At 38.9% G+C, this 23,761-nt stretch carries 19 protein-coding genes; 6 read left to right on the top strand and 13 right to left on the bottom strand.

The annotated features are described in order from the left end of the window. The first annotated feature begins 180 nt into the window (after positions 1-180). The 3 genes from ACFINM_RS00280 (at position 181) to mutT (ending at position 3,035) form a co-directional block, all read left to right on the top strand. Positions 181-1,134, top strand: coding sequence for a peptidylprolyl isomerase (locus ACFINM_RS00280; protein WP_375621185.1), 954 nt, complete (start codon positions 181-183; stop codon positions 1,132-1,134). A gap of 129 nt (positions 1,135-1,263) precedes the next feature. Further along, entirely contained in the window at positions 1,264-2,496 is a 1,233-nt protein-coding gene (argJ, locus tag ACFINM_RS00275; RefSeq protein ID WP_375621186.1) for a bifunctional glutamate N-acetyltransferase/amino-acid acetyltransferase ArgJ, read from the top strand. A gap of 125 nt (positions 2,497-2,621) precedes the next feature. Beyond that, positions 2,622-3,035, top strand: coding sequence for an 8-oxo-dGTP diphosphatase MutT (gene mutT / locus ACFINM_RS00270; protein WP_375621187.1), 414 nt, complete (start codon positions 2,622-2,624; stop codon positions 3,033-3,035). Positions 3,036-3,922: 887 nt separating this feature from the next. On the opposite strand, the gene ACFINM_RS00265 is transcribed toward mutT, so the two are convergent. From ACFINM_RS00265 to ACFINM_RS00250, 4 genes are all read right to left on the bottom strand, one after another. After that, positions 3,923-4,810 (bottom strand): NlpC/P60 family protein, encoded by an 888-nt coding sequence (locus ACFINM_RS00265; RefSeq protein ID WP_375621220.1) that lies wholly within the window; start codon positions 4,808-4,810, stop codon positions 3,923-3,925. 152 nt (positions 4,811-4,962) lie between these two features. After that, entirely contained in the window at positions 4,963-6,333 is a 1,371-nt protein-coding gene (locus ACFINM_RS00260) for a M17 family metallopeptidase (protein WP_375621188.1), read from the bottom strand. 13 nt (positions 6,334-6,346) lie between these two features. Continuing rightward, on the bottom strand, positions 6,347-7,345 hold the full coding sequence (coaA, locus tag ACFINM_RS00255) for a type I pantothenate kinase (protein ID WP_273790598.1): 999 nt from the start codon (positions 7,343-7,345) through the stop codon (positions 6,347-6,349). Between the two features lie 122 nt (positions 7,346-7,467). Beyond that, positions 7,468-8,457 (bottom strand): asparaginase, encoded by a 990-nt coding sequence (locus ACFINM_RS00250; RefSeq protein ID WP_375621189.1) that lies wholly within the window; start codon positions 8,455-8,457, stop codon positions 7,468-7,470. Between the two features lie 221 nt (positions 8,458-8,678). Between ACFINM_RS00250 and hslV the strand changes: the two genes are divergently transcribed. Both hslV and hslU read left to right on the top strand, forming a co-directional pair. Further along, positions 8,679-9,260, top strand: coding sequence for an ATP-dependent protease subunit HslV (gene hslV, locus ACFINM_RS00245; RefSeq protein WP_375611823.1), 582 nt, complete (start codon positions 8,679-8,681; stop codon positions 9,258-9,260). Continuing rightward, positions 9,261-10,571 (top strand): ATP-dependent protease ATPase subunit HslU, encoded by a 1,311-nt coding sequence (gene hslU / locus ACFINM_RS00240; protein ID WP_375611822.1) that lies wholly within the window; start codon positions 9,261-9,263, stop codon positions 10,569-10,571. Positions 10,572-10,590: 19 nt separating this feature from the next. On the opposite strand, the gene ACFINM_RS00235 is transcribed toward hslU, so the two are convergent. The 3 genes from ACFINM_RS00235 to rpsO form a co-directional block, all read right to left on the bottom strand. Next, positions 10,591-11,586 carry a class I SAM-dependent methyltransferase gene (locus ACFINM_RS00235; RefSeq protein WP_375630005.1) on the bottom strand — a complete coding sequence of 332 codons (996 nt, stop codon included), beginning with the start codon at positions 11,584-11,586 and terminating at the stop codon, positions 10,591-10,593. Positions 11,587-11,658: 72 nt separating this feature from the next. Next, positions 11,659-13,851, bottom strand: a complete 2,193-nt coding sequence (gene pnp, locus ACFINM_RS00230; RefSeq protein ID WP_375630006.1) for a polyribonucleotide nucleotidyltransferase — start codon at positions 13,849-13,851, stop codon at positions 11,659-11,661. A 248-nt stretch (positions 13,852-14,099) separates the two neighbouring features. Beyond that, positions 14,100-14,369: a 30S ribosomal protein S15 gene (rpsO, locus tag ACFINM_RS00225; protein ID WP_375611819.1), complete on the bottom strand. Its 270-nt coding sequence runs from the start codon at positions 14,367-14,369 to the stop codon at positions 14,100-14,102. A 314-nt stretch (positions 14,370-14,683) separates the two neighbouring features. Between rpsO and ACFINM_RS00220 the strand changes: the two genes are divergently transcribed. Then, positions 14,684-16,312 (top strand): MFS transporter, encoded by a 1,629-nt coding sequence (locus tag ACFINM_RS00220; protein WP_375639495.1) that lies wholly within the window; start codon positions 14,684-14,686, stop codon positions 16,310-16,312. A gap of 460 nt (positions 16,313-16,772) precedes the next feature. Here the strand turns inward: ACFINM_RS00220 and truB are convergent, their stop codons facing one another. The 6 genes from truB to rimP form a co-directional block, all read right to left on the bottom strand. After that, positions 16,773-17,735 carry a tRNA pseudouridine(55) synthase TruB gene (truB, locus tag ACFINM_RS00215; protein ID WP_375639490.1) on the bottom strand — a complete coding sequence of 321 codons (963 nt, stop codon included), beginning with the start codon at positions 17,733-17,735 and terminating at the stop codon, positions 16,773-16,775. A 4-nt stretch (positions 17,736-17,739) separates the two neighbouring features. Further along, positions 17,740-18,147, bottom strand: coding sequence for a 30S ribosome-binding factor RbfA (gene rbfA / locus ACFINM_RS00210; RefSeq protein ID WP_375639986.1), 408 nt, complete (start codon positions 18,145-18,147; stop codon positions 17,740-17,742). 121 nt (positions 18,148-18,268) lie between these two features. Then, entirely contained in the window at positions 18,269-20,788 is a 2,520-nt protein-coding gene (gene infB, locus ACFINM_RS00205) for a translation initiation factor IF-2 (RefSeq protein WP_375639486.1), read from the bottom strand. Continuing rightward, positions 20,785-21,420 (bottom strand): RNA-binding protein, encoded by a 636-nt coding sequence (locus ACFINM_RS00200; protein ID WP_375630008.1) that lies wholly within the window; start codon positions 21,418-21,420, stop codon positions 20,785-20,787. The genes infB and ACFINM_RS00200 overlap by 4 nt, the downstream gene beginning before the upstream one ends. After that, positions 21,421-23,052: a transcription termination factor NusA gene (gene nusA / locus ACFINM_RS00195; protein WP_375639482.1), complete on the bottom strand. Its 1,632-nt coding sequence runs from the start codon at positions 23,050-23,052 to the stop codon at positions 21,421-21,423. 47 nt (positions 23,053-23,099) lie between these two features. Next, a complete protein-coding gene (rimP, locus tag ACFINM_RS00190; RefSeq protein WP_375611870.1) occupies positions 23,100-23,750 on the bottom strand; it encodes a ribosome maturation factor RimP in 651 nt (216 codons plus the stop codon). Between the last annotated feature and the right edge of the window lie 11 nt (positions 23,751-23,761).

The raw sequence follows: 23,761 nt of genomic DNA, 5'->3' as shown, positions 1-23,761 counted from the left end.
TTCTCTATTATCATGTTTTTCATCTGCATTAGATAGGATTGGAGAAACTGAGATAAAAGGATAATTTTATACTTTTTTAAAATAAAATTACTAATTTATTTCTCTATGTTTAAAGATTAAAGTGTTATGGTAAAGAAAATTGGAATCTTGAACCTGCCTTCATTTTTAAGGAGTATATTTATGAAATTTAACTTTATCACGCTTTTTTTAGCATCAACTTTATTGGCAAGTACAAGTTTAGGGGTGAGTGCTCAAGAAGGTTTGAATTCATCGTCGAGTGATTTAAAGACTTTAGAGAAAACTTCTGAAAAAGCCGTTTCTCCTTCTCATGTTATGGCGGTTATTGATGGGAAAAATATTACAGCAGGCCAATTGGATGATTTAGCGCTTGAAATAAATCCTAATTTAGCACGTTTTCCTGATGAACAACGCCGTATGATGGTTCTAAAAGCTTATTTAGATATGCAGGCCCTCGCAAAAGCAGCAAGAAGCAAAGGTCTTGATAAGACAGAAGCTTACGATAAACGTATGGCAGTCATGCGTGACAATGTTCTTCAACAGCTTTATTTTAAACAGGCGATTGTTGATAAAATATCGGATACTGATTTGGAAGCTCTTTATAAGCAAGAAGTTGCTGCTTTACCTAAAGAGGATGAGGTTAAAGCGCGTCATATTTTGGTCAAAACGAGAAAAGAAGCAGAAGCTATCATTAAGCATTTAAATAAAGGCGAAAATTTTGAAGAGATTGCAAAGAAAAGTTCAACAGATGGTTCTGCTGCCGTTGGGGGTGATCTTGGTTATTTTAGCCATGGTCAAATGGTCAAGCCTTTTGAAGATGCCGCATTTGGTTTGAAAGTTGGCGAATACACAAAACAACCCGTTGAAAGTCCTTTTGGTTGGCATATTATTAAATTAGAAGATCGTCGTGTAAAACAACCGCCTGCATTTGATGATGTTAAAGAGATGTTGCGGACACAGCTAATAAAAAAGCGCTATCAAGAACTGATTGTTGATTTGCGTAGCAAGATAGATGTGAAATACCCTGATCCTAATGTTACAAAAATCATGGAATCGCTTCATCAAAATGGGACGCTACTTCCCGATGAAACATCTGATGAAGAAGATACGGAATAGCTAGGAAAAATAAGTAGATAGCCTCTTTAATAGATAATTTGCTAGGTTAGTTTTGTTCAAAAAGCCTAGCAGTTTTCTATGAGAGGTTATTGATCTGCAATCATTTCATTTTTTTATAGAAAGCATATTGTGGTTTTGAAAATCTCTCCTTTGTCGCCTCAAAAGATCCAAGAGCTTTCTCCATTATCTGGTGTACGGATAGCAACAGCTGAAGCTGGGATTAAATATAAAGATCGTACAGATCTTCTTTTCATCATATTCGATAAGCCAGTGAGTGTGGCCGGTGTTTTTACTCGTTCAAAATGTCCATCTGCACCTGTAGAGCATTGTCGTGCATCGCTTCCTCATGGGGTTGCAAGGGGTGTTGTTGTGAATTCTGGAAATGCAAATGCTTTTACAGGAAGCAAAGGAAAGCACACAACCGATGCAATTATTTGTGCAGCAGCGAACGCTTTAAAGGTTAGAGAAGATGAAATTTTTATAGCTTCTACGGGTGTTATTGGTGAGCCAATGGATGCATCGGGTATTGTCAATCTTTTACCAAGTATGACAGAGACAGCAGAAGAGGGAAATTGGTTGGAAGCTGCAAAAGCCATAATGACAACGGACACATTTCCAAAACTTGCGACGCGCACTTTTGACTGTGGGGGAGAGCGTGTTACCATTAATGGAATTGCAAAAGGTGCTGGTATGATTGCACCCGATATGGCGACAATGCTGTCATTTGTGGTTAGTGATGCTACCATTTCTTCGGATGCACTCCAATCCATGTTATTAGAGGCAGTTGAGGGTTCTTTCAATTCAATTACTGTTGATAGCGATACCTCAACTTCAGATACGCTTATGTTGTTTGCGACAGGGAAAGAACATGTTCCATGTCTTACAAGTAAATCTGATCCGCGTTATGGGGTTTTTGTGAAACAATTGAGTGCACTTCTGCATGAACTTGCACTACAAGTTGTTTGTGATGGTGAAGGTGCTCGTCATTTAATTGAGGTTAATGTGGTGGGTGCTACAACAAATAATGCAGCTAAAACTATTGCTTTATCAATTGCAAATTCACCGCTCGTAAAAACGGCTATTGCCGGTGAAGATGCGAATTGGGGGCGGGTCGTTATGGCAGTTGGGAAGGCCGGTGTTGAAGTCGATCGTGATCTATTGACGATTTGGTTTGGTGAGCATCGTGTGGCCGTGAATGGCGTACGAGATCCTGAGTATTGTGAAGAGACAATAGGTACTTATATGCAAGGTAAGCACATCACGATTCGTGTTGATATCGGTTTGGGTAAGAGTACGGCGACGGTTTGGTCTTGCGATTTAACAAAAGAGTACGTTATGATCAATAGCGATTACAGAAGTTAATGGATGCACTTTATATTTAACAGTTTATTATTTTTCAGAGCAAATGGGGTATGTGAGCTCTTTTAGGAGCAGAGGGGATATGATAGAAAAGTCAGTTATCTTTATGTTCCCTATTGGGGAGTGATATGTGTATGAAAAGTTCCATTCTTCTTGTTATTGCATGTGCACTGTTAGATCAGAATAATCGTGTTTTGCTTACACAGCGTCCTGAAGGAAAATCACTGGCTGGTTTATGGGAGTTCCCTGGTGGCAAGGTTGAGCAAGGTGAAACTCCGGAAGCATCATTAATTCGTGAACTAGAGGAAGAGCTTGGTATTTATGTTCAACCAAATAATTTACACCCTTTAACGTTTGCGAGCCATAGCTATAAAACATTTCATCTCTTAATGCCATTGTACCTTTGTGACCATTATGAGGGCGTTGCGCAAGGACGAGAAGGGCAAAATTTAGAATGGGTTTTTATTAATGATCTTGATAAATACCCTATGCCTGATGCTGATAAACCATTGGTTCAGGTATTGAAAAATCACCTTCTTTAATGTGTTATAAGAAGGAAATATTGTTTAAATATAAATTAATATATTGAGTTATAATGATAATTTATAATTTTTTTATGTTGCATGGGGAAGTCCAGAGTCGTAAAAATTTTTCTCATTTCAAGTCTGTTTTATGTTAAATTAATCAAAACCATTCTTTTGCACGTTCCAAGCGGGGAGATTCATGTGGATAAAATTATTTAAGAAAGAAATAAAATACGTGCTGAAAGAACACTCTCCAATAGCCAAGGGTTATCGCAACATTGAGAATTGGCAAAGTGTATAATGATGCCTTTGCACGCTTCATAAGCATAAAAATGGTGGTAGATAATGGATTTATACTTTTCGCGATTATTATTGAGAGATTGTCTTGGAGGCACCGAGAGATATTAGGAGTATTTATTTCATAAGATATCGATAATAGGAAAAATTTCAAAAAATGTTGCTTTTGATTAAGAGGGGCATATCGCTTACGTAATATAGAACGCCATTGTGTTGCATATTTGCGGGGTTGTTTAAAAGAGGCATCTCGCAATATTCCAAAGCCCATTTCGTGCCGGCACTCGTGAATGGTATAATGGTAAAGCTTTATAAGATAAAATCTATTGAGCGCCACTATCTTTACGCTTATGAAGGAGTAAGCTAGTTCCAATGTTAGTTACGATAGCTCTTGGCATTTGAGGGCATTCAGAAGGGATATTTTTCTTTTCGTAATCATTTTTACTTATACATCAATTCCGCTTGTGATGAACAGACAAGCGGCTTTGATTGATCCAACATAAAAACAGATTTGAAATAAAAAATCTTACGATATTTAGAATGCTTGACGCAGAGTGAATGATGGATAATTATCCTTATAAATCAATATATTGTAATAATAAAACATTCAATTAATTTTTTATAGGAGGCATGTATGAAGTTTCTTGAATTGGACGGCGTTTTGCGATGGGATATTGATTTTTTTTAGCGATACGCGTAATTGCTTTTTCCAAGGGCTCAATCATAACGTCCATAGAAAAACCATTTGCGTGAATAATATTTGCGTGATCAACCATAATAGCAACATGATCTTTCCAAAAAATTAAATCGCCTCGTTGAAGTTTATCAGTATCTGTAAGAGGACTGCCTATAGTTTCTTGCTGCATATCGGTGTCACGTAAAACTATTTGATCGGTCATCATCATAGAGAGCTGAATGAGTCCCGAACAATCAATTCCAAAACCGCTGACACCACCCCAAAGATAAGGTGTACGGATAAAGGTTTCTGCAACTGTGACATAATCTTCATATACGCGTCCAATGGGGTTGAGATGACTCGTAATGATTGCTGTTCCATTTTCAAGAATAGAATACATTGTGTCACGGACTTCAATTTCATCAACAACACTGACTTTGCTTCCCATAGATAATGGGGATACTATTGGTCCACGTAAGTCAGCGTGTAAATATTTAAATGTGCGTGGTACTGAAACCACATGCGTTTGTTTTATGGTTGATGTACAAAGAACTTTTGTATCAATATAACCGACATAACCATCTTTGAGTGATTGTCCCCACGACAATGTTTTCCCTTGTTCAAAAATGAGAAGTTCTTCTCCCAATAAGCATTCTGTTTGTCTTTCACTTTTTTTACTATTTTCTTTAAAAAGTCCAGCGACCGCTGTATTAACACGTCTTTTTTCACCTTGAACAAAGCGTTGAGCTGTAATTTCTGTTTCAAGACGTTGATCTGCTAGATCATCTCTGAATGCATGAAGTCTTGGGTCTTTAGAGATCATCTTTTTGCTTTCCATTTTGTTACTTCTTACCTTTAAACAAACTCATGAAAACTCTATTGGTAAGGTTTTTATCCTCAAACAAAACTAAGAACACAGTGTAAGACCAATTATTCTTTAAGCTGCAAAATTGTCCATTTTTGTGGATATTTGTGTCAAAATTCATTTTTAAAAATATTATAAAGGGCACGAATAGTTTGTGCTGATCCACCAATAGGGTATCCTGGTTTTTCTTTTGGAACCCATCCATAAAGGTCAAAATGCGCAAAATGTTCAGCTTTTTCAACAAAAGAATTAAGAAATAAAGCAGCTGTTATAGAACCAGCAAAGCTGTTTCCAGTTACATTGTTAAGATCAGCAATTGGTGATGATAACATCTCTTGGTAAGGTTTCCAAAGGGGCATTTGCCAAAGAGGATCAAAGACAGCGTGAGCAGATTCAGAAATTTGTTGTGCCCATATTGAATCATTACAATAAAATGCGGGAAGATCTGGTCCTAGTGCTATACGCGCTGCCCCTGTTAAAGTAGCCATACAAAGCATGAATTGTGGACTTTCTTCATCACCATAGGCGAGTGCATCGGCAAGGACAAGGCGCCCTTCAGCATCTGTATTACCTACTTCAACACTTAAACCTTTACGACTTTTGAGAATATCACCTGGTCGGTAAGCATTCCCAGAAATTGCATTTTCTACAGCTGGAATCAAAACGCGTAAACGGAAAGGCAATTTTGCATCCATGATAAGTTTAGCCAATCCCAAAACGTTTGCTCCACCCCCCATATCTTTTTTCATAAGTAACATGTTATTGGCTGATTTAATATCGAGACCTCCAGTATCAAAAGTTACGCCTTTGCCCACCAACGTTATTTTAGGATGATGTTCTTGCCCCCAGAGTAACTCAATCAGTCGTGGTGCAGTGCTGCCTGCTCGTCCTACAGCATGAATCATCGGAAAGTTATGGATTAAGAGATCGTCTCCACAAATACTTTTGATATGAGCACCGTAGGTTTTTCCTAGTTTTCGAGCTTCTTTTTCGAGAGTATCAGGGTTCATATCATTGGCTGGAATATTAATGAGATCACGGACGAAAAAGACAGCTTCATAAATTCGTTGGAGCTCATTGAGATCAATCGCCTCATTGACATGGATAGATAATGATTTGAAAGAAGAATTTTGACGATAGCGATTAAATTGATAGCTACCAAATGCCAATCCAAGATAGGTATTTATTTCATCAGAGGTTGTACCTTCTAAATGCCATTGACCAGCAGGAAGCTTTTGAGCAAGCAGTCCTGTGATAAAAGGATCGTTACCATTGCCAATTCCAAATAAAACTTTTTTTAAATGCCCCGTTTCGTGAGGAATAAAGAGTATTTGTCCTGCTTTACCAGTAAAGTCATTAACTTTTATCCATGCTGTTGTTGACGCATCAAGTGATAAGTTGGCAAGAGTTCTTTGGTTTACCAATATGATAGGGCAACTGTTATCGATACGCGTTGAGGTAAAATGAATGTGGTGGTGCATAGTTATGAGATCCTTATAGTCGTCTAAGTGCGACATATTCGACCAAATGATTTTTTCCCTTTCGTAGAATGAGATTGGACCGTGGTCGTGTTGGCAATATATTTTCCTGTAAATTTTTTAAATTAATCGTTTGCCAAAGATCCTCAGCGATTTTTGAGGCTTCTTTTTCATTGAGGTGGGCATAACGATGAAAATAGGATTCAGGATTTTGAAAAGTTGTTTTACGCAAACGTTTAAAGCGCTCCAAATACCAGTGACGAATGACTTCTGTTTCGGCATCGACATAGATTGAAAAATCAAAAAAATCTGATACGAAAGGAATAGCTTTTCCATCTTTAGGAAGATCACTGACTTGTAATACATTAATACCTTCAACAATTAAAATATCAGGACGATCAATGGTAATTGTCTGATTTTCTAGAACATCATAGGTCATATGTGAGTAAAGTGGGGCACGAACATTTCCGATACCTGCTTTTATAGCCGAAAGAAAGCACAGCAGTTTTTTAATGTCATAGGAATCAGGAAATCCTTTACGATTCATACGATTTTTTTGCTGTAAGATTGCGTTAGGATAGAGAAAACCATCCGTTGTGATTAGATCAACTTTAAGACTAGATGTCCAACGTTTCAACAGTTCTTGAAGAATGCGAGCCGTGGTTGATTTTCCTACAGCTACAGAACCAGCAATTCCAATAATAAAGGGCGTTTTTCTACTCTCTTCTTGATGGAGAAACTGCTGACGTTTGTGAAAAAGTTCCTGTACTGCTTCAACATGGCATGATAACAGACGCGATAAAGAAAGATAAATGCGTTGGACTTCTTTAAGATCGATAGGATCATCAATAGAGCGTAAACGCTTAATTTCATCAAAAGTCAAAGTAAGAGGTGTGTCTTCACGAAACTCTGACCATTCTTGTGCAGTAAAAACACGATAGGGTGAATATCGGTCAGAAACGGATTTGACCAGATTATCTTTCTGATTAATTTTTTGTATAGTCGTATCAATCATTTGTATTTGTCGAGATTTTTTTGCAGCAGCAATTGATTAAGAGTAGACAGATGAGCGGCTTTATTTTCATATAAATTTTGTTTTGCATGCTCTCTTCTTTTAAGATAATAGATCATTTTTCATTAACTTATAGTCCAGTCATTCCAGTTTGCACGGATTTGTGCTAATGAGTGCCCTTGCGCCAAAAAAGCCCATAAAAGTAGACGCGCTTTTACGGCTGATAAATAACCAGACATGAGAGCACCAGAAGCAATCATATCAATTTCGGAGCCTTTATAGCCATAAGTTATACGAGTTGTTGAGCCATTACAACAACGACTAGCAATAATGATTGGTATTTTTTGTGCATATTGTTGTACAAGGTCTGCTTCTTGAAAACTACAGTGTCCTGCACCAAAACCAGCAATAACAACTCCAGCATAATACCCACTTTCAAGGCATAGTTTCATTAATTGTGCACCAGATGATAAAGAGGAATAGAGCAGTGCAATTTGATGGTCATGGTTTTGGGGAAGATCAAACGTTGTCGGAAAAAATTTTCGATCATTGAAATAAATAAGTTTTCCCTCTAAAATAGTTCCTAAAACACCTGCAAGACCTGATTGAAATGTTTCGACTTTGACGGTATGGCTTTTATAGAGCCAATAAGGTGAATGAATTGCATCATTTATGACAACGAGAACGCCCCTGTTACGACTTTGTGTGGCTGCTGCGACACGAGTGGCTGCTAAAATGTTTGCGGGGCCATCGGCGCCTGCTTCATGAGGCATGCGCATAGCGCCGGTTATGATGAGTGGTTCGGCTTCCTTCCAATAAAGAGAAAGAAAAAAAGCTGTTTCTTCCAGAGTATCAGTCCCTTGTGTTAAAACAATACCTTCTGCACCAGCGTTTATTTGTTGTTTTGCCCACTTAATTATTTCAAAAAACATTTGAAACGATAAAGATCCACTTGGTATTTGCATTAATGTTTGTGCATGAATATCAGCAACGTTATTTAAATCAGGAACACTTTTTATGAGGTTATCTGAAGTTAAAGTCGGTTGCATGTGACCAAAACTATCAGCAGTCATTGCAATTGTTCCACCTAAGGTCCCTATGGCTATTTTTTTCATAATTTTCCTCTAAAAAGCACAAACTGTTTATATAAAGCTATTTAGCAGTAATTTACATTGACAACAATGATATCATTTTTCCAATTTTCAACAAATTGAGTTATGCTGAATCATTGTGTTTTGCTGTATATGTTCTTAAATAGGACAATAGTAATTGAGTTTTACATTGTATGAAAAGAAATCAATATTAAAAAGTAAAGTTAATATTAAGGAGTTTCCTTATGACAGAACATAAGCCAGACATAATGTATGGTACAACAATTATTACGGTACGAAAAGGTGGACAAGTCGTGATGGCCGGGGATGGTCAGGTCTCTCTTGGACAGACAATTATGAAAGGCAATGCACGTAAAGTGCGTCGTCTTGGAAAGAACGGAGTGGTTATTGCTGGTTTTGCTGGTGCTACGGCAGATGCTTTTACATTACTGGAGAGATTGGAAACAAAGCTTGAACAATATCCTGATCAGCTTATGCGTGCTTGTGTGGAACTTGCAAAAGATTGGAGAACAGATCGCTATTTGCGTCGTCTCGAAGCAATGATGCTCGTGGCTGATAAGAAAGTAACTTTGGCTCTAACAGGGCTTGGTGATGTCTTAGAACCAGAAGATGGGGTTATGGCAATTGGCTCTGGAGGAAATTTTGCTCTTTCAGCAGCGCGTGCACTCATGGATTTGGATTTAGATGCAGAAACTATTGCTCGTAAAGCTATGGCTATTGCCGCTAAAATTTGTGTTTACACCAATGATCATTTTACGATTGAAACATTGGATGCAGAATTATCTTCTTTAGAGAAAGCTATTTAAATGTGTGTTGTATTTTCCCCTCGTGAGACTGTTTCTGAACTTGATCGTTTTATTATTGGCCAAAATGATGCCAAACGCTCTGTAGCTATTGCATTGCGCAATCGGTGGCGTAGGCAACAGCTTGATGAGCCGATGCGTGAAGAAGTTATGCCAAAAAATATTTTAATGATAGGGCCAACAGGTGTTGGTAAAACAGGAATCGCACGTCGATTAGCAAAACTTTCTGGAGCACCTTTTGTGAAAGTAGAAGCGACGAAATTTACTGAAGTTGGTTATGTGGGACGTGATGTTGAGCAAATTATTCGAGATCTTGTTGAAATTGCCATTTCTCTTGTGCGTGAAAAGAAACGGGATGAAATAAAAGAAAAGGCTCACGTGAATGCTGAAGAGCGGGTTTTAGACGCCCTTGTTGGTAAAACAGCAAGTCCTGCTACCCGTGATAGTTTTCGTAAAAAATTGCGTGAAGGTGAATTGGATGAGAAAGAGATTGAAATTGAAGTCGCCGATAATAATAGCAATAGTGCTTCAACCTTTGATATTCCTGGTATGCCTGGGGCACAAATGGGTATTATGAATTTATCAGATATTTTGGGCAAAATGGGCAGTCGTACAAAAGTCCGTAAGACGACAGTAAAGGATTCTTTTAAACCGCTCATTGATGATGAATCTGAAAAACTCCTTGATCAGGAGCAAATTATTCAAGAGGCGCTTCGTGTTGCTGAAAATGACGGTATTGTTTTTATCGACGAGATTGATAAAATTGCAACTAGGGATGGTGGAGCAAGTGTTGCGGTTTCGCGTGAGGGCGTTCAACGGGATCTTTTGCCTTTGGTTGAAGGAACAACAATTGCTACAAAATATGGGCAAATCAAAACAGATCATATTCTTTTTATTGCCTCAGGTGCATTTCATGTTTCCAAGCCATCTGATTTATTACCGGAACTTCAAGGACGTTTGCCCATCCGTGTGGAGCTGAACCCTTTAACAAGGGAAGATTTACGGCGCATTCTAACGGAACCAGAAGCTAGTTTGATTAAACAATATATTGCTCTTATGGCAACAGAAGAGGTTCATTTGGAAATTACCGATGATGCAATTGATGCTTTAGCAGATATTGCTGTAGATTTAAATGCAAGGATTGAAAATATAGGGGCACGTCGTTTGCAAACAGTGATGGAGCGCGTTTTGGATGAGATTTCTTTCACTGCACCTGATAAAGCTGGAACATCGTTTAAAATTGATGCTGCTTATGTGAGAAAATCTATTGGCGAGCTTGCTGCTGATATCGATCTTTCACGTTTTATTCTTTGAAAGTTATTGCTTGTTCTGTTTATCTGCGTGCTTCGATAATTTTGAAACCATGGGCTTGTTCATGTATCAACACTGTGCGGAAAATATTTTTTAATAATGTTTCATAAGGCAGGTGGCGGTTTGCAACAAAAAGCAGACTGCCGCTTGGCTTTAAGCACTTTGCAGCATTTATAATAAAATTTTTTCCTAATGAAACATCTGTTGTTTGTTGTGTGTGAAACGGTGGATTTGAAATGATTGTGTCATATAGATTTGTGATAGGTTCATGTACAAGGTCATGCCAATAAAAATGAATTGGAAAAGGAGCTGTTATGGATTTAAGGTGCTGTTTTGCTGCTCTCAAAGCATTGTAGTCTGCTTCATAAAGGTCGAGAGCGGTGAGTTTTTCACTTCTTTCAAGCGCAACGTGAGAAAGATAACCCCATCCAGCACCAAAATCAGCCGTTTTTCCAGAAATAATTTTGAGCATATAAGAAGCAAGCGCAGCAGATCCTGGATCAATACGTCCGTGTGAGAACATACCAGAAGTGGTTTGAAATTTACCAAAAGTGAGCGGTGGTGAGCGCAATTGCGCAATGTTATGTCTCTCAATTTGTTGAGGAACTTGCAACCAAAATACAAGACCATGATTTTTAGACAATTTATTGGTGATGGGAACAATTGTTTTGACCCATTTTATCATTGAAGCAGCACCAGCAATTTTATCCCCACTGATTACAATCCATCCATTGGGTTTAACGCACTCTAATAAATCAAGAAAACAATTTTGGTTCAAACCACGATATTTGCTCAAATGTAAAAATGCACCATCATAGCTGAAAGTTTTATCTATTTGAGGAGAGCAGTGAAATTGAGTATCGACAAATTTTAAAAAATCTGGTCGCCAAGGCGTAATAACTTTTAAATTTTGTGCCCATTCTGGAGCTGGGATTTCTGTTAAACCAAAACTTAGCCAACACTGGTTTGGATCAGGATACGGGAGTTCATGATTTTCAAAAGGCAAAAATAATAACACATATGACTCTTTCAAAGAAAAATGCCACTCCAATGTTGGGATGGCATTTCATGATACGATAAGAGGAAAAACTTACTCTTCTTTCTTACGGCGGCGCTTATTTTCAGGTTGTTTTTTTTCATCCACGCACTTTTCTTCATTCATCGCTTTATCACCGGTGATTTCCTTTCCGGTTGTTTGATCAACGACCTTCATTGATAACCGAACTTTTCCACGCTCATCAAAGCCCATTAATTTAACCCAAACTTTGTCACCTTCTTTTACAATATCTGTTGTTTTGGTGACGCGTTCTGATGCAAGCTGAGAGATATGAACGAGTCCATCACGAGAACCAAAGAAGTTTATAAATGCACCAAATTCTGCAGTTTTTACAACTGTTCCTTGGTAGATAGCACCAACTTCAGGCTCATCGACAATAGAATGGATCCAACGTTTTGCTGCTTCAATGGTTTTAGCATCAGCAGAAGCAATTTTAATGGTACCATCATCTTCAATATTAATTTTTGCTCCAGTTTGTTCCACGATTTCCCGAATAACTTTACCACCAGAGCCGATAACATCACGGATTTTATCGACAGAAATATTCATAACTTCGATTCGTGGAGAAAATTCACTCAGCTCAGCACGTGCACTGGTTAAAGCTTTCGCCATCTCATTAAGGATATGGATTCGTCCACCTTTGGCTTGTTCAAGCGCGATTTTCATAATCTCTTCGGTAATACCATCAATTTTGATATCCATTTGCAAGGCAGTAATACCATTTTCTGTTCCTGCGACTTTAAAATCCATATCTCCAAGATGATCTTCATCCCCTAAAATATCAGAAAGAACAGCAAAGCGTTCTCCTTCTTTAATCAAGCCCATAGCAATACCAGCAACAGGGCGTGCTAGAGGAACACCAGCATCCATAAGAGCAAGTGAGGTTCCACAAACCGTTGCCATAGAAGAAGAGCCATTGGATTCAGTGATTTCTGAGACAGCACGAATGGTATAAGGAAAAGATTCTTTCGTTGGTAACATGGGGTGAATTGCCCGCCATGCCAATTTGCCATGTCCAATTTCACGACGACCTGGAGAACCAAGGCGTCCCGTTTCACCCACTGAAAATGGTGGAAAATTGTAATGGAGAAGGAATGTTTCCTTATACATTCCTGTCAAAGAATCAACATATTGTTCATCTTCACCAGTTCCCAATGTTGCAACGACAATCGCTTGTGTTTCTCCGCGGGTAAAGAGTGCTGATCCATGTGTGCGGGGTAAAATACTTACTTCTGATTGGATAGGGCGTACGGTAGAAAGATTGCGTCCATCAATCCGCTTTTGGGTATCAAGAATGTTTCCGCGAACAATTTTTGCTTGCAACTGTTTAAATACGGTTGCAATTTGATCTGCACTAAATTGACAGTCTTTTTCTGGTTCTGGCATAAATTTATTGAGGATTTCTGTCTTTAGTGCATCAATTGCAGCATAACGTTCTTGCTTATCAGTAATTGTGTAAGCCTTTCGTATATCCTGTTCTGCCATTTTCTGCATCGCTTTTTCAAGCTCAGAAAGATCTTCAGGAACAAAATCACGAGGATCTTTTGCAGCAACTTCAGCAAGCTTTATAATGGCATCAAGGACAGGTTGAAGGCCTTTGTGACCAAACATTACGGCCCCCAACATGATATCTTCCGGTAATTCTTGTGCTTCTGATTCAACCATCAAAACAGCACTTTCTGTTCCAGCAACAACAAGATCAAGTTTTGATTCAGGCATTTCATCGATATGAGGATTAAGAATATATTGTCCATTACAATAGCCAACGCGGGCACCGGCTATAGGCCCCATGAAAGGAACACCTGACAGGGTCAATGCGGCAGAAGATGCAATCATCGCAAGGATATCGGGATTGTTTTCGAGATCATGCTGTATAACGGAAACAATAACTTGTGTATCATTTTTATATCCCTCAACGAAAAGGGGACGAATTGGGCGATCAATCAAACGTGAAACCAAAGTTTCATTTTCACTTGGTCGACTTTCACGTTTTAAATAGCCCCCAGGTATTCGACCAACAGCATAGGATTTTTCTTGATAATTAACGGTGAGTGGAAAAAAGTCCTGGTCTGGTTTTGGGATTTTGGCCGATACAACGGTAGCTAAGACAATCGTTTCTCCATAGGTAGCAATCACTGCACCATCAGCTTGACGCGCTATTTTCCCTGTTTCAAGGGTGAGCGGACGCCCGGCCCATTCAATTTCTATCTTGTGCGTTTTGAACATTTTTTATCCTTAATGACCAGTGTTTAAATCTTTGATTGCTCACATTCTGGTTTTGCGTAGCATACTTCCAAGATCTGGGGTGGACAACATACTTTTTATCTTTGTTGCAAGAAAAGAGAAGTAAACTGCTTAAATGCGAAACGATGAGCAGTTCTATCCCATAATAACTTATCAGTTTTTAAAATTTTTAATTAAAAGCAACACGTTGAAAAAATGGGTGTTTTTTAAATACCACTTCCATTTTTCTTTTAGCGACGCAAACCTAATTTCTTTATAAGTGTCTGATAACGATTTTGGTCAACTCCTTTAAGATAATCAAGAAGACGCCGACGTTGAGATACCATCTTCAAAAGACCACGACGAGAATGATTATCTTTTTTGTGAGATTTAAAGTGGTTTGTTAAATTAGAAATACGTTCAGAAAGTACAGCAATTTGCACTTCTGGTGATCCTGTATCACCAACTTTGTTTGCGTATTCTGCGACAAGAGCTTTTTTACGTTCAGCTGTAATCGACATCGTATTATCCTTTCCAAAAACGAAGAAACATAAAGCCACCCATAGCCGAGATGTCGTTCAGCAAGGGTCTGTGAGAAAACAGGAAAAGTCGAAGACTCTTACCCATTTTCGTTCTTATATAGGAAAGAAGGTTAAAATACTAGTCCTTGACAGCATTTTGAAGTCTTTCTTTAAATAAAAGCTTTTGTTTTGAAATATTGATTTAAATAGAGTTTTATGAGAAGTTTTTTAAAGAATTATGCATCCTTTTGATACAAAGATTATGAGCGTGTATGTGGTAACAAAAGTGATAAATACCGATTTGGAGGGAAAAGATGCAGAGCATTTCAACATTAAAACTTTTTCGTAATTCGGTATTTCGAAATTTATGGTCATCTACTCTTATTTCTAATTTGGGGGGGCTGATACAGGCTGTTGGAGCAGGGTGGTTAATGGCGTTGATTAGTTCTTCGCATTCCATGGTTGGGCTAGTTCAAAGTGCCACAACATTACCACTTGTTATGTTTTCTTTGATGGCAGGGGCATTAGCTGATAATTTTAATCGGCGTCAAATTATGTTGTGTGCGCAGATTATGATGATGGTCATATCGATGAGTTTATCTGTTTTAGCCTATATGGGATTTCTAACACCTTGGCTTTTGTTATGTTTTACGTTTTTGATTGGATGTGGTACAGCTTTTTATAATCCTTCTTGGCAAGCAACGATAGGAGATATTGTGAGCAGGGAAAATATTCCTGCTGCTGTTAGTTTGAATAGTGTCGGCTTTAATTTGATGCGGAGTGTTGGTCCTGCTATTGGTGGTGCCATCATTGCAACTTTGGGGGCATCTGCTGCTTTTTTGTTTAATGCTATAAGCTATATTCCTCTTATTGGTGCGTTGTTTTTCTGGAAGTCGAATTATGAAAACAACTCATTGCCACGAGAAAGGCTGTTAGGAGCTGTCTCAGATGGTTTGCGTTATGTTGCGATGTCACCTAATCTGCTGAGTATTATGGTTCGAGCGTTCCTTTTTGGTATAGGAGCAATTTCTATTTTAGCACTTTTGCCAATTGTTGCGCACAAAGTTCTTGGAGGAAGTGCCCTTCTTTATGGTACATTGCTCGGTTGTTTTGGGTTAGGAGCCATGACAGCAGGTATTATTAATGCAGTTGTACGGCATCATTTTCGTTCAGAAACAATTATTGCAAGTGCATTTATTGGTTTTGCCTTTTCTTGCTTTTTATTGGGAATAAGCCGTTCACTGATTATAAGCCATATTGCTTTATTTCCTGCAGGGTTATGTTGGGTTTTGGCCTTATCATTGTTTAATACATCTGTACAACTCTCTACACCACGCTGGGTTGTTGCACGTTCTTTAGCACTTTATCAAACGGCATCTTATGGGGGGATGGCTATTGGAAGTGCAATCTGGGGAGTTTTGGCTGATGGTTATTCTCCAACAATTGCTTTGAGCGTTTGTTCTCTATTCTTGATTTTTGGTGCTCTTGCGGGGGTAAAATTTAGAATTCAAGAAATTCCTCAGATAGATTTAAATCCTCTTGATCATTTTAGAGAGCCGGAACTATTACTCGACCTCAAAGCAAGAAGTGGCCCGATCATGATAATGATCGATTACCAAATTCATGAAAATGAACTCGAAGAGTTTCTCAAAGTGATGACGCGTCGACGCCATATTCGATTACGTGATGGTGCGCGTCAGTGGGTCCTTTTACGAGATCTTGAAAGACCTGAATATTGGACAGAGGCTTATCATATGCCAACATGGGTAGATTATTTACGCCATAATCATCGTCGCACAAAAGCGGATGCAGAAGTCAATAAGCGTCTGCGTCATTTAAATTGTGCTCCTAACGGTATAAGAGTGCACCGTATGATTGAACGCCAAACAATACCTCAAGCCAATGAGATGCTTTTAAAAGTTTCCTCTGATCATCTCCCTTAGGGTTAAAACAGTTTTTGTAAATATTACATGTATTAATATTATTTCGATCAATTTGTTAGCGTAATCATAAAAAAATTGCTGTTTTAATATTTAATGAATTGATTTATAATGGTTATTTTTCATTTTTCATGTTGAGTGATAGATTCTGAAAATCTTAAGCTTTTCTCGTTTCAAATCTATTTAGAGTAAATCAGTCCATATCTTTGCTTGTACATTATAAACGAGGACTAAAGTATGAGTAAAAAACGATTGAAAAAGAAATAAAAAGCCTTTTATGAATCCTTTAAATGCAAGGATTGTTGCGACATTAAGAGGAAAAAGTGTGTGGTGGTGTTAGCTTATAGCACTGACTTAAATTTTGATATGAATACGGTAAATATAGACAATGAAAAGCACCATATTTTTCTTAATTGATAGAGAAAAATATCTTTCCGCAAAAGGTGGTTGGGAAAAGAATCGATTAAATTGTGAAAATCCGCTTTGGTTTAAATAGACCTTTGTCGAGAGTGCCAATAGCAAGAAGTTGTTCCTTATAGAGGACACAAATTTCCTCTTCATCAAGAGCTGCTTTGTGATGATTCAAGAGGATAGAATGGCCTCTTATAATTCTCTGTGCTTGAGTTTCATTAAGGATATAGTGAGGGAGGCAATCCAATGCGGCGCTTGTGTCAATTAAGAGCCCATCGAGTGTTGAGAAGTTTTTTTCAAAAGAACGATTATTCTCATCTGTAGTGTTTTTATTTGGCGGAATGGCCGCTTTTAGTTCCTCCCATGTAATGAGATCTTTTTCATCAAAAGGTGTGACGGCAATACGTCTTAAATCAGCAATATGCCCATAGCAACCGAGATCACGTCCCATATCGCGTGCTAAAGAGCGCACATAAGTTCCTTTTCCGCAGGTTATTTCAAAGACAGAATGCTCTTTAGTAGGCATTTCTAATAACTTGAAAGTTTCTATTTCCACTTCACGGGGCGGAATTTCAACAACTTCCCCTTCACGCGCTAAATCATAGGCACGATTTCCAGCAATTTTGATTGCTGAAAATTGTGGAGGTGTTTGCAAAATAATACCCGTATATTGAGGAAGAAGAGCAAGTATTTCTTCTTGTGTTGGACGTATGAGAGAAGTTTTCGTTATTTCTCCTTCTAAATCATCTGTTGAGCGCTCTTGCCCCCAAGCAATATGAAAACGGTAAGTTTTTTTGCCTTGCATCACGTAAGGGACGGTTTTGGTTGCTTCGCCCAATGCAATGGGAAGGAGACCAGAAGCAAGAGGGTCAAGTGTACCCGCATGTCCTGCCTTTTGTGCATGAAAGAGCCATTTGATTTGTGAGACAGCTTCTGTTGATTTCATTCCTTTTGGTTTATCAAATATGACCCAGCCAGAAACAGGACGCCCCTTTTTTTTGTGTTGCCGCGCCATATCTTTAATCCTCATCTGTATCACTATGGTGAAGATCGCGTGCAACCTCAGGCGAGCGAAGGAGGGCATCAATTTTTGAAAAATTATCAAAACTATTATCAAGTCGGAAACGCAGTTCTGGCATATATTTCATTTGTCGCAACGCATGACTGATTTCTCCACGGAGAAAACGACTATGTTTATTGAGGGTATCAACAACATCGGTATGAGAAGCATTTTTAAGAGTGCTGAGAGGTGATACAAAGCAAGTAGCAATTTTTAAATCTGGTGACATGCGTACTTCAGAGACAGAAATAACAATATCTTTTAAGATATCATCAAGCAAAATATCACGCTGTAATATATGCGCTATTGCATGACGTACTTGCTCTGCTACTCTAAGTTGCCGTTGTGATGTCCCTGCATTTTTCATCAAAGTTTTATCCTTGCTACAAGATCTCTTTTTTGACCATTTAGATAAGGAAAAAGAGATATTGTGTATAAAACCTAATAACTTTTCTCATTTCACAACAGAGTAAAGTTATTGGATTATTTTATAATGTGCGATTAATATGTTCGATACGGAAGGTTTCAATGATGTCTCCTGCACGCATGTCTTCATAATTTTCAAAGGCTATCCCACATTCTTGACCACTTTGCACTTCATTGACTTCATCCTTAAAGCGTTTGAGTGTTTTCAGCTTTCCTTCGTGAATAACGATATTATCGCGGATAAGGCGAACACCGGCTCCTCGTTCTATTTTACCTTCTGTAACACGACATCCTGCAACTTTTCCAATTTTTGTAATGTTAAAGACTTCTAGAATTTCAGCATTACCAAGGAAAGTTTCACGCTGTTCTGGTGAGAGTAATCCAGACATAGCAGCCTTGATATCGTCAACAAGATCATAAATGATGTTGTAATAACGAATTTCAATTCCTTGTGTTTTAGCAAAATCACGTGCCTGCTTATTAGCTCGAACATTAAAGCCAATTACAGCAGAGTTAGAAGCTTCTGCAAGAGAAATATCACTTTCGGTAATTCCTCCAGCACCAGAATGTACAATACGCGCACGAACCTCGTCATTTCCGAGTTTTTCCAATGCTGAAGCGATTGCTTCAATTGATCCTTGCACATCTCCTTTTATAATAAGAGAAAATTCCTTAACACCAGTCGTTTGCAATTTTGTCATCATCTGTTCAAGAGAACCACGCGAACCAGTTTGCCGCGCAACAGCTTTATCACGTGCTAATCGTTGCCGATATTCAGAAATTTCACGTGCTTTTGCTTCATGTGTGACAACAGCAAAACGATCTCCGGCTTGTGGTGTTCCTTGCATGCCTAAAATTTCAATTGGTGTAGAGGGAACGGCCTCTTTGACATGGCGGCCATGGTCGTCAATCAAAGCACGTACACGACCCCATTCATTTCCAGCAACTATAATATCAGAAGGGTGTAATGTACCTTTTTGAACAAGAACTGTTGCAACAGACCCACGTCCGCGATCCAATTTGGCTTCAATGATAACGCCCTCTGCAGTTCGTTGAGGATCTGCTTTCAGATCAAGCATTTCAGCTTGAAGAAGGATAGCTTCGAGAAGTTTATCAAGATTTTGACCAGTTTTAGCAGAAACTTCAACGTCCAAAGTTTCTCCGCCCATAGTTTCAACAAACACTTCATGTTGTAGAAGTTCTGTACGCACTTTTTGTGCATTCGCAGCTGGTTTATCAATTTTGTTGATAGCAACAATGATAGGTACACCAGCAGCTTTCGCATGATTGATTGATTCAATCGTTTGAGGCATAACACTATCATCAGCGGCTACAACGAGAACAGCAATATCAGTAACACGAGCTCCGCGTGCACGCATAGCGGTAAATGCAGCATGACCTGGTGTATCAATAAAGGTAATTTTTTGACCATTTTGTTCTACTTGATAGGCACCAATATGCTGCGTAATACCTCCTGCTTCGCCAGAAACAACATTTGCTTTACGAATAGCATCCAAAAGCGAAGTTTTTCCGTGGTCAACATGGCCCATAATGGTTACAACAGGGGCGCGCTGCTGCATGTTTTGAGGATTATCTGTTATATTAAAGATACCTTCTTCTACGTCAGATTCTAAAACACGTTTAACAGTATGGCCAAATTCAACAGCGATGAGTTCGGCAACATCTGCATCAATAACATCGCCAGGTTTCATCATTTGTCCTTGTTTCATCAAGAATTTAATCACATCAACAGAACGCTCAGTCATACGTTGTGCGAGCTCTTGAATGGTAATCGTTTCAGGAAGAACAACTTCGCGAGAAATTTTTTCTCTTGGTTCTTGATTTTGTGCACGCTTAAACTTTTCCTGTCTACGCCGCATTGCAGCCATTGAGCGCCCACGTGCGCTTCCTTCTTCATCCAGTGCACTATTCAGAGTTAGCTTTCCGCGTCTCCTCTCATCAGCTCCTTTGACAACTTTTGGTACACGTATTTCTGACTTAGCAGGATTAGCACGTCGACTATGCCGTTCTTCCTCTTTATTGTCATCTATTTTGCGTTTTTCAACCACGGTTGTGTGTTTAGGCGCAATAGGAATATCTGTCTGTTCAATGAGAGGGGGAACAGGTGGAGTCTGTACTGGCAATATTTCTTCTTCTTGTTGGAGATGTATTTCTTTTTCTTTAATTTCTTGCTGTAAAATTTCTTCACGCTCTTTAGCGCGTCTTGCTTCTTCTTCGGCTTGTTCTCGCGTTATTTTTTCTTGGATATGTGCTTCTTCTAACGCGCGAAGTCTCGCTTCCATTTCAGTTGATGAAAGATTGCTTTTGGTCACAGATTCTTGAGGCTTTTTCCCCTCAAAACGCGGTTTAGAACGCTGGGGGGCCACATGCGGCTTTGTAATGGGCTGTAGGGTTTCAGCTTTTTCATCAGGTCGCGTAATTTTACGCCGTTTGGTTTCGACAACGACAGCCTTCGTACGGCCATGACTAAAATTTTGTTTAACCGTGCTCGTTTCCAAGACAGACCTCTTGAGAGTTAGTGTCTTCTTGACGGTTGTTTTGTCGTTGTTATTTTCACTCATTGTACTTCCTTCACGGCTTGTGCCGTCATCTCACTAGACTTACTATGCTTGTCGTCACGATAGCTGATCAATTTACATGTTGTTTTGAGAAATCCTTCAGCAGCTTTTGTGTCCAGTAAGGCCGCGTGCATTACAGGATTAGAGCCAAAAGCCACTCGCATTTCATCACTTGTAAATAAAGATATGGTTTTTATAGTCCGATTTGTTTGTTGTTGTATTGAATGGATGGCCTGTGCAATTTTTCGTTTCCCATCTTCTGTTGCTTCTTTAGCATGAAGTACAAGAATAACTTTACCAGAGCGGATAGCAGCGTCAACCTTTGTTGCTCCCATAACAATTGCTCCCGCTTTTCGTGCCATGGAAAGGCTTGAAAGAGCGGCTTTTAGTAAAAGCGTATCAACAATATGCACAAGATTTGGTGCAACCTCAACATCTGTTTTAAAATTTCTATGAAAAGCTTTCTGTTTGATTGCTTTCTCAATAACAGCGTGATGGGCAGAAATCCAAACGCCACGCCCTGGTAAATTCGCTTTAAGATCAGGAACAATTTGGTTATTGGGACCAATAACAAAACGGATCAGCGTTTGTGCTGAAGCATTTTTTCGGGTCACAATGCAAGTCCGTTCGTTCATTTAAAGTGTATCCACATCCAAATCATCTGTTTTTTCATTTTCTGCAGAATTTTCATCTTCTACAGGACTTTCTGTAACAAGATCAGCTTGGTCTATCCAGCCTGCTTGTACACGTGCGGCTAAAACCATAGCTTCTGCATCTGCGCGTGTAATGTCAAAAGGGGTTAAAATACCAGAAAAATTCTGTGTTTGACCTTCTTTACGTTCTCTCCAACCAGCTAAATCATCAACGGCATAGCCAGCAAAGTCTTCTATTGTTTTTACACCATCTTCACCTACAGCAACCAACATAGCACTTGTCATTCCAGGAAGTGTTCGCAATTCGTCAGAAACTCCAAGCTTTTTGCGTTTTTCATCAAGTTCTTTTTCTTGATGATCAAGATATTCGCGGGCACGACTTTGGATTTCAGCGGCGGTATCATGGTCAAAACCATCAATAGAAGCGATTTCTTCAAGATCAATATAGGCGATTTCTTCAATAGAAGAAAAACCCTCTGATGCCATAACCTGTCCGATCATTTCGTCAACCTCTAAGGCTTCCATAAACAATTTACTCCGTTCAGTAAATTCTTTTTGACGATTTTCAGATTCTTCCTTTTCCGTTAAAATATCAATGTTCCATCCTGTTAGTTGCGAAGCCAAGCGAACATTTTGCCCACGTCGTCCAATAGCAAGGCTAAGTTGATCATCTGGCACAATAACTTCAATCCGTTCAGCATCTTCATCAAGGATGATTTTAGAAACTTCAGCAGGTTGCAGTGCATTAACGACAAATGTTGCCGCATCAGGCGACCAAGGAATAATATCAATTTTTTCGCCTTGTAATTCAGCAACAACAGCTTGTACACGACTTCCTCGCATTCCAACGCATGCTCCAACAGGATCAATGGAACCATCACGTGAAACAACGGCGATTTTAGCCCGTGAACCTGGATCACGAGCAACAGATTTGATTTCTATAATACCATCATAAATTTCTGGTACTTCCATAGTGAAAAGTTTTACCATAAATTGGGGATGTGTGCGTGAAAGGAAAATTTGCGGACCACGCGTTTCACGGTGTACATCATTGACAAAAGCACGAATGCGATCTCCATAGCGGAATGATTCACGAGGAATTAATTCATCACGGCGAACAATAGCTTCACCGCGTCCTAGATCAACGATGACGTTACCATATTCCACACGCTTAACTGTACCAGAAATAATTTCACCAACTTTATTTTTGAATTCTTCATATTGCTGATCGCGCTCTGCATCGCGTACTTTTTGTACAATAACCTGTTTAGCAGATTGTGCTGCGATACGTCCAAAATCCATAGGAGGTAAAAGATCAGCAAAAAAATCACCAATTTTTGCTTCTGCTTGACGTTTGAGAGCATCAGACAAAGTAATTTCCGTTGTATAGTCTTCAACGACATCAACGATTTTAAGCAGGCGCTGTAATTTAATTTCACCTGTTTTAGAATTGATTTCAGCACGAATATTGGTTTCTTGACCATAACGAGAACGTGCTGCTTTTTGAATAGCATCAGCCATCGCAGAAATGACAATTTCACGGTCGATTGACTTTTCACGTGCAACAGCATCTGCAATTTGCAGAATCTCAAGCCTGTTAGCGCTTGTAGCCATCAATTTTCTCCTTCTTTGTGCCACACGATGGGTATTTCCCAGTGATATTATTTTTTGAAATTGAGCGTCTGTATAGAGTCGTTAGCGTTCTCTTCGGCAATGAATTGTTGACTTAAATCTTTATTTTGTTTCAATGCATCGCGAATAAGCTCATCGGTAAGCACTAAATGCGCATTTATGATATCACAAAAGGAAATAGGGGTATACATGGCTTCTCCATAAGCAGCTTTATCAGTGTTTAAAATAAATCCATCTTGCGTGATATTTGTAAGTGTCCCACGAAATTTTCGGCGCCCATCAATTGTTATTTTGGTTTCAATTTTTGCAAGATGCCCTTGCCAATGAAAAAAATCAGATTTTCTTACCAATGGACGATCAATTCCAGGTGATGAGATTTCTAAATGATATTTGCGTTCAATAACATTTTGTACATCAAGGAGGGGAGAAACTGTTCGACTAACAGTTTCACAATCTTCTATGGTCATAGAACCATCGGCACGTTCAACCATAATTTGAAGTGTTAAACCATTTTGACCAAGAAGTTTCACACGAACCAAACGAAAACCTAAAGGTTTAAGTAGTGGTATGACAAGAGCAGCAACCTGTGCTTCGATACCATCTTCTTCAAATAGGCGCGGTTCGTCAAGATTGCTTATTTTTTCAGCTTCGTTCATACATTTTATCCAAGTTGGTTTCATCAGTTTTATGA

The sequence above is a fragment of the Bartonella sp. AA168HLJHH genome (assembly GCF_042197365.1).
GTDB lineage: Bacteria > Pseudomonadota > Alphaproteobacteria > Rhizobiales > Rhizobiaceae > Bartonella.
This window is presented reverse-complemented; position numbering and strand designations above follow the sequence as displayed.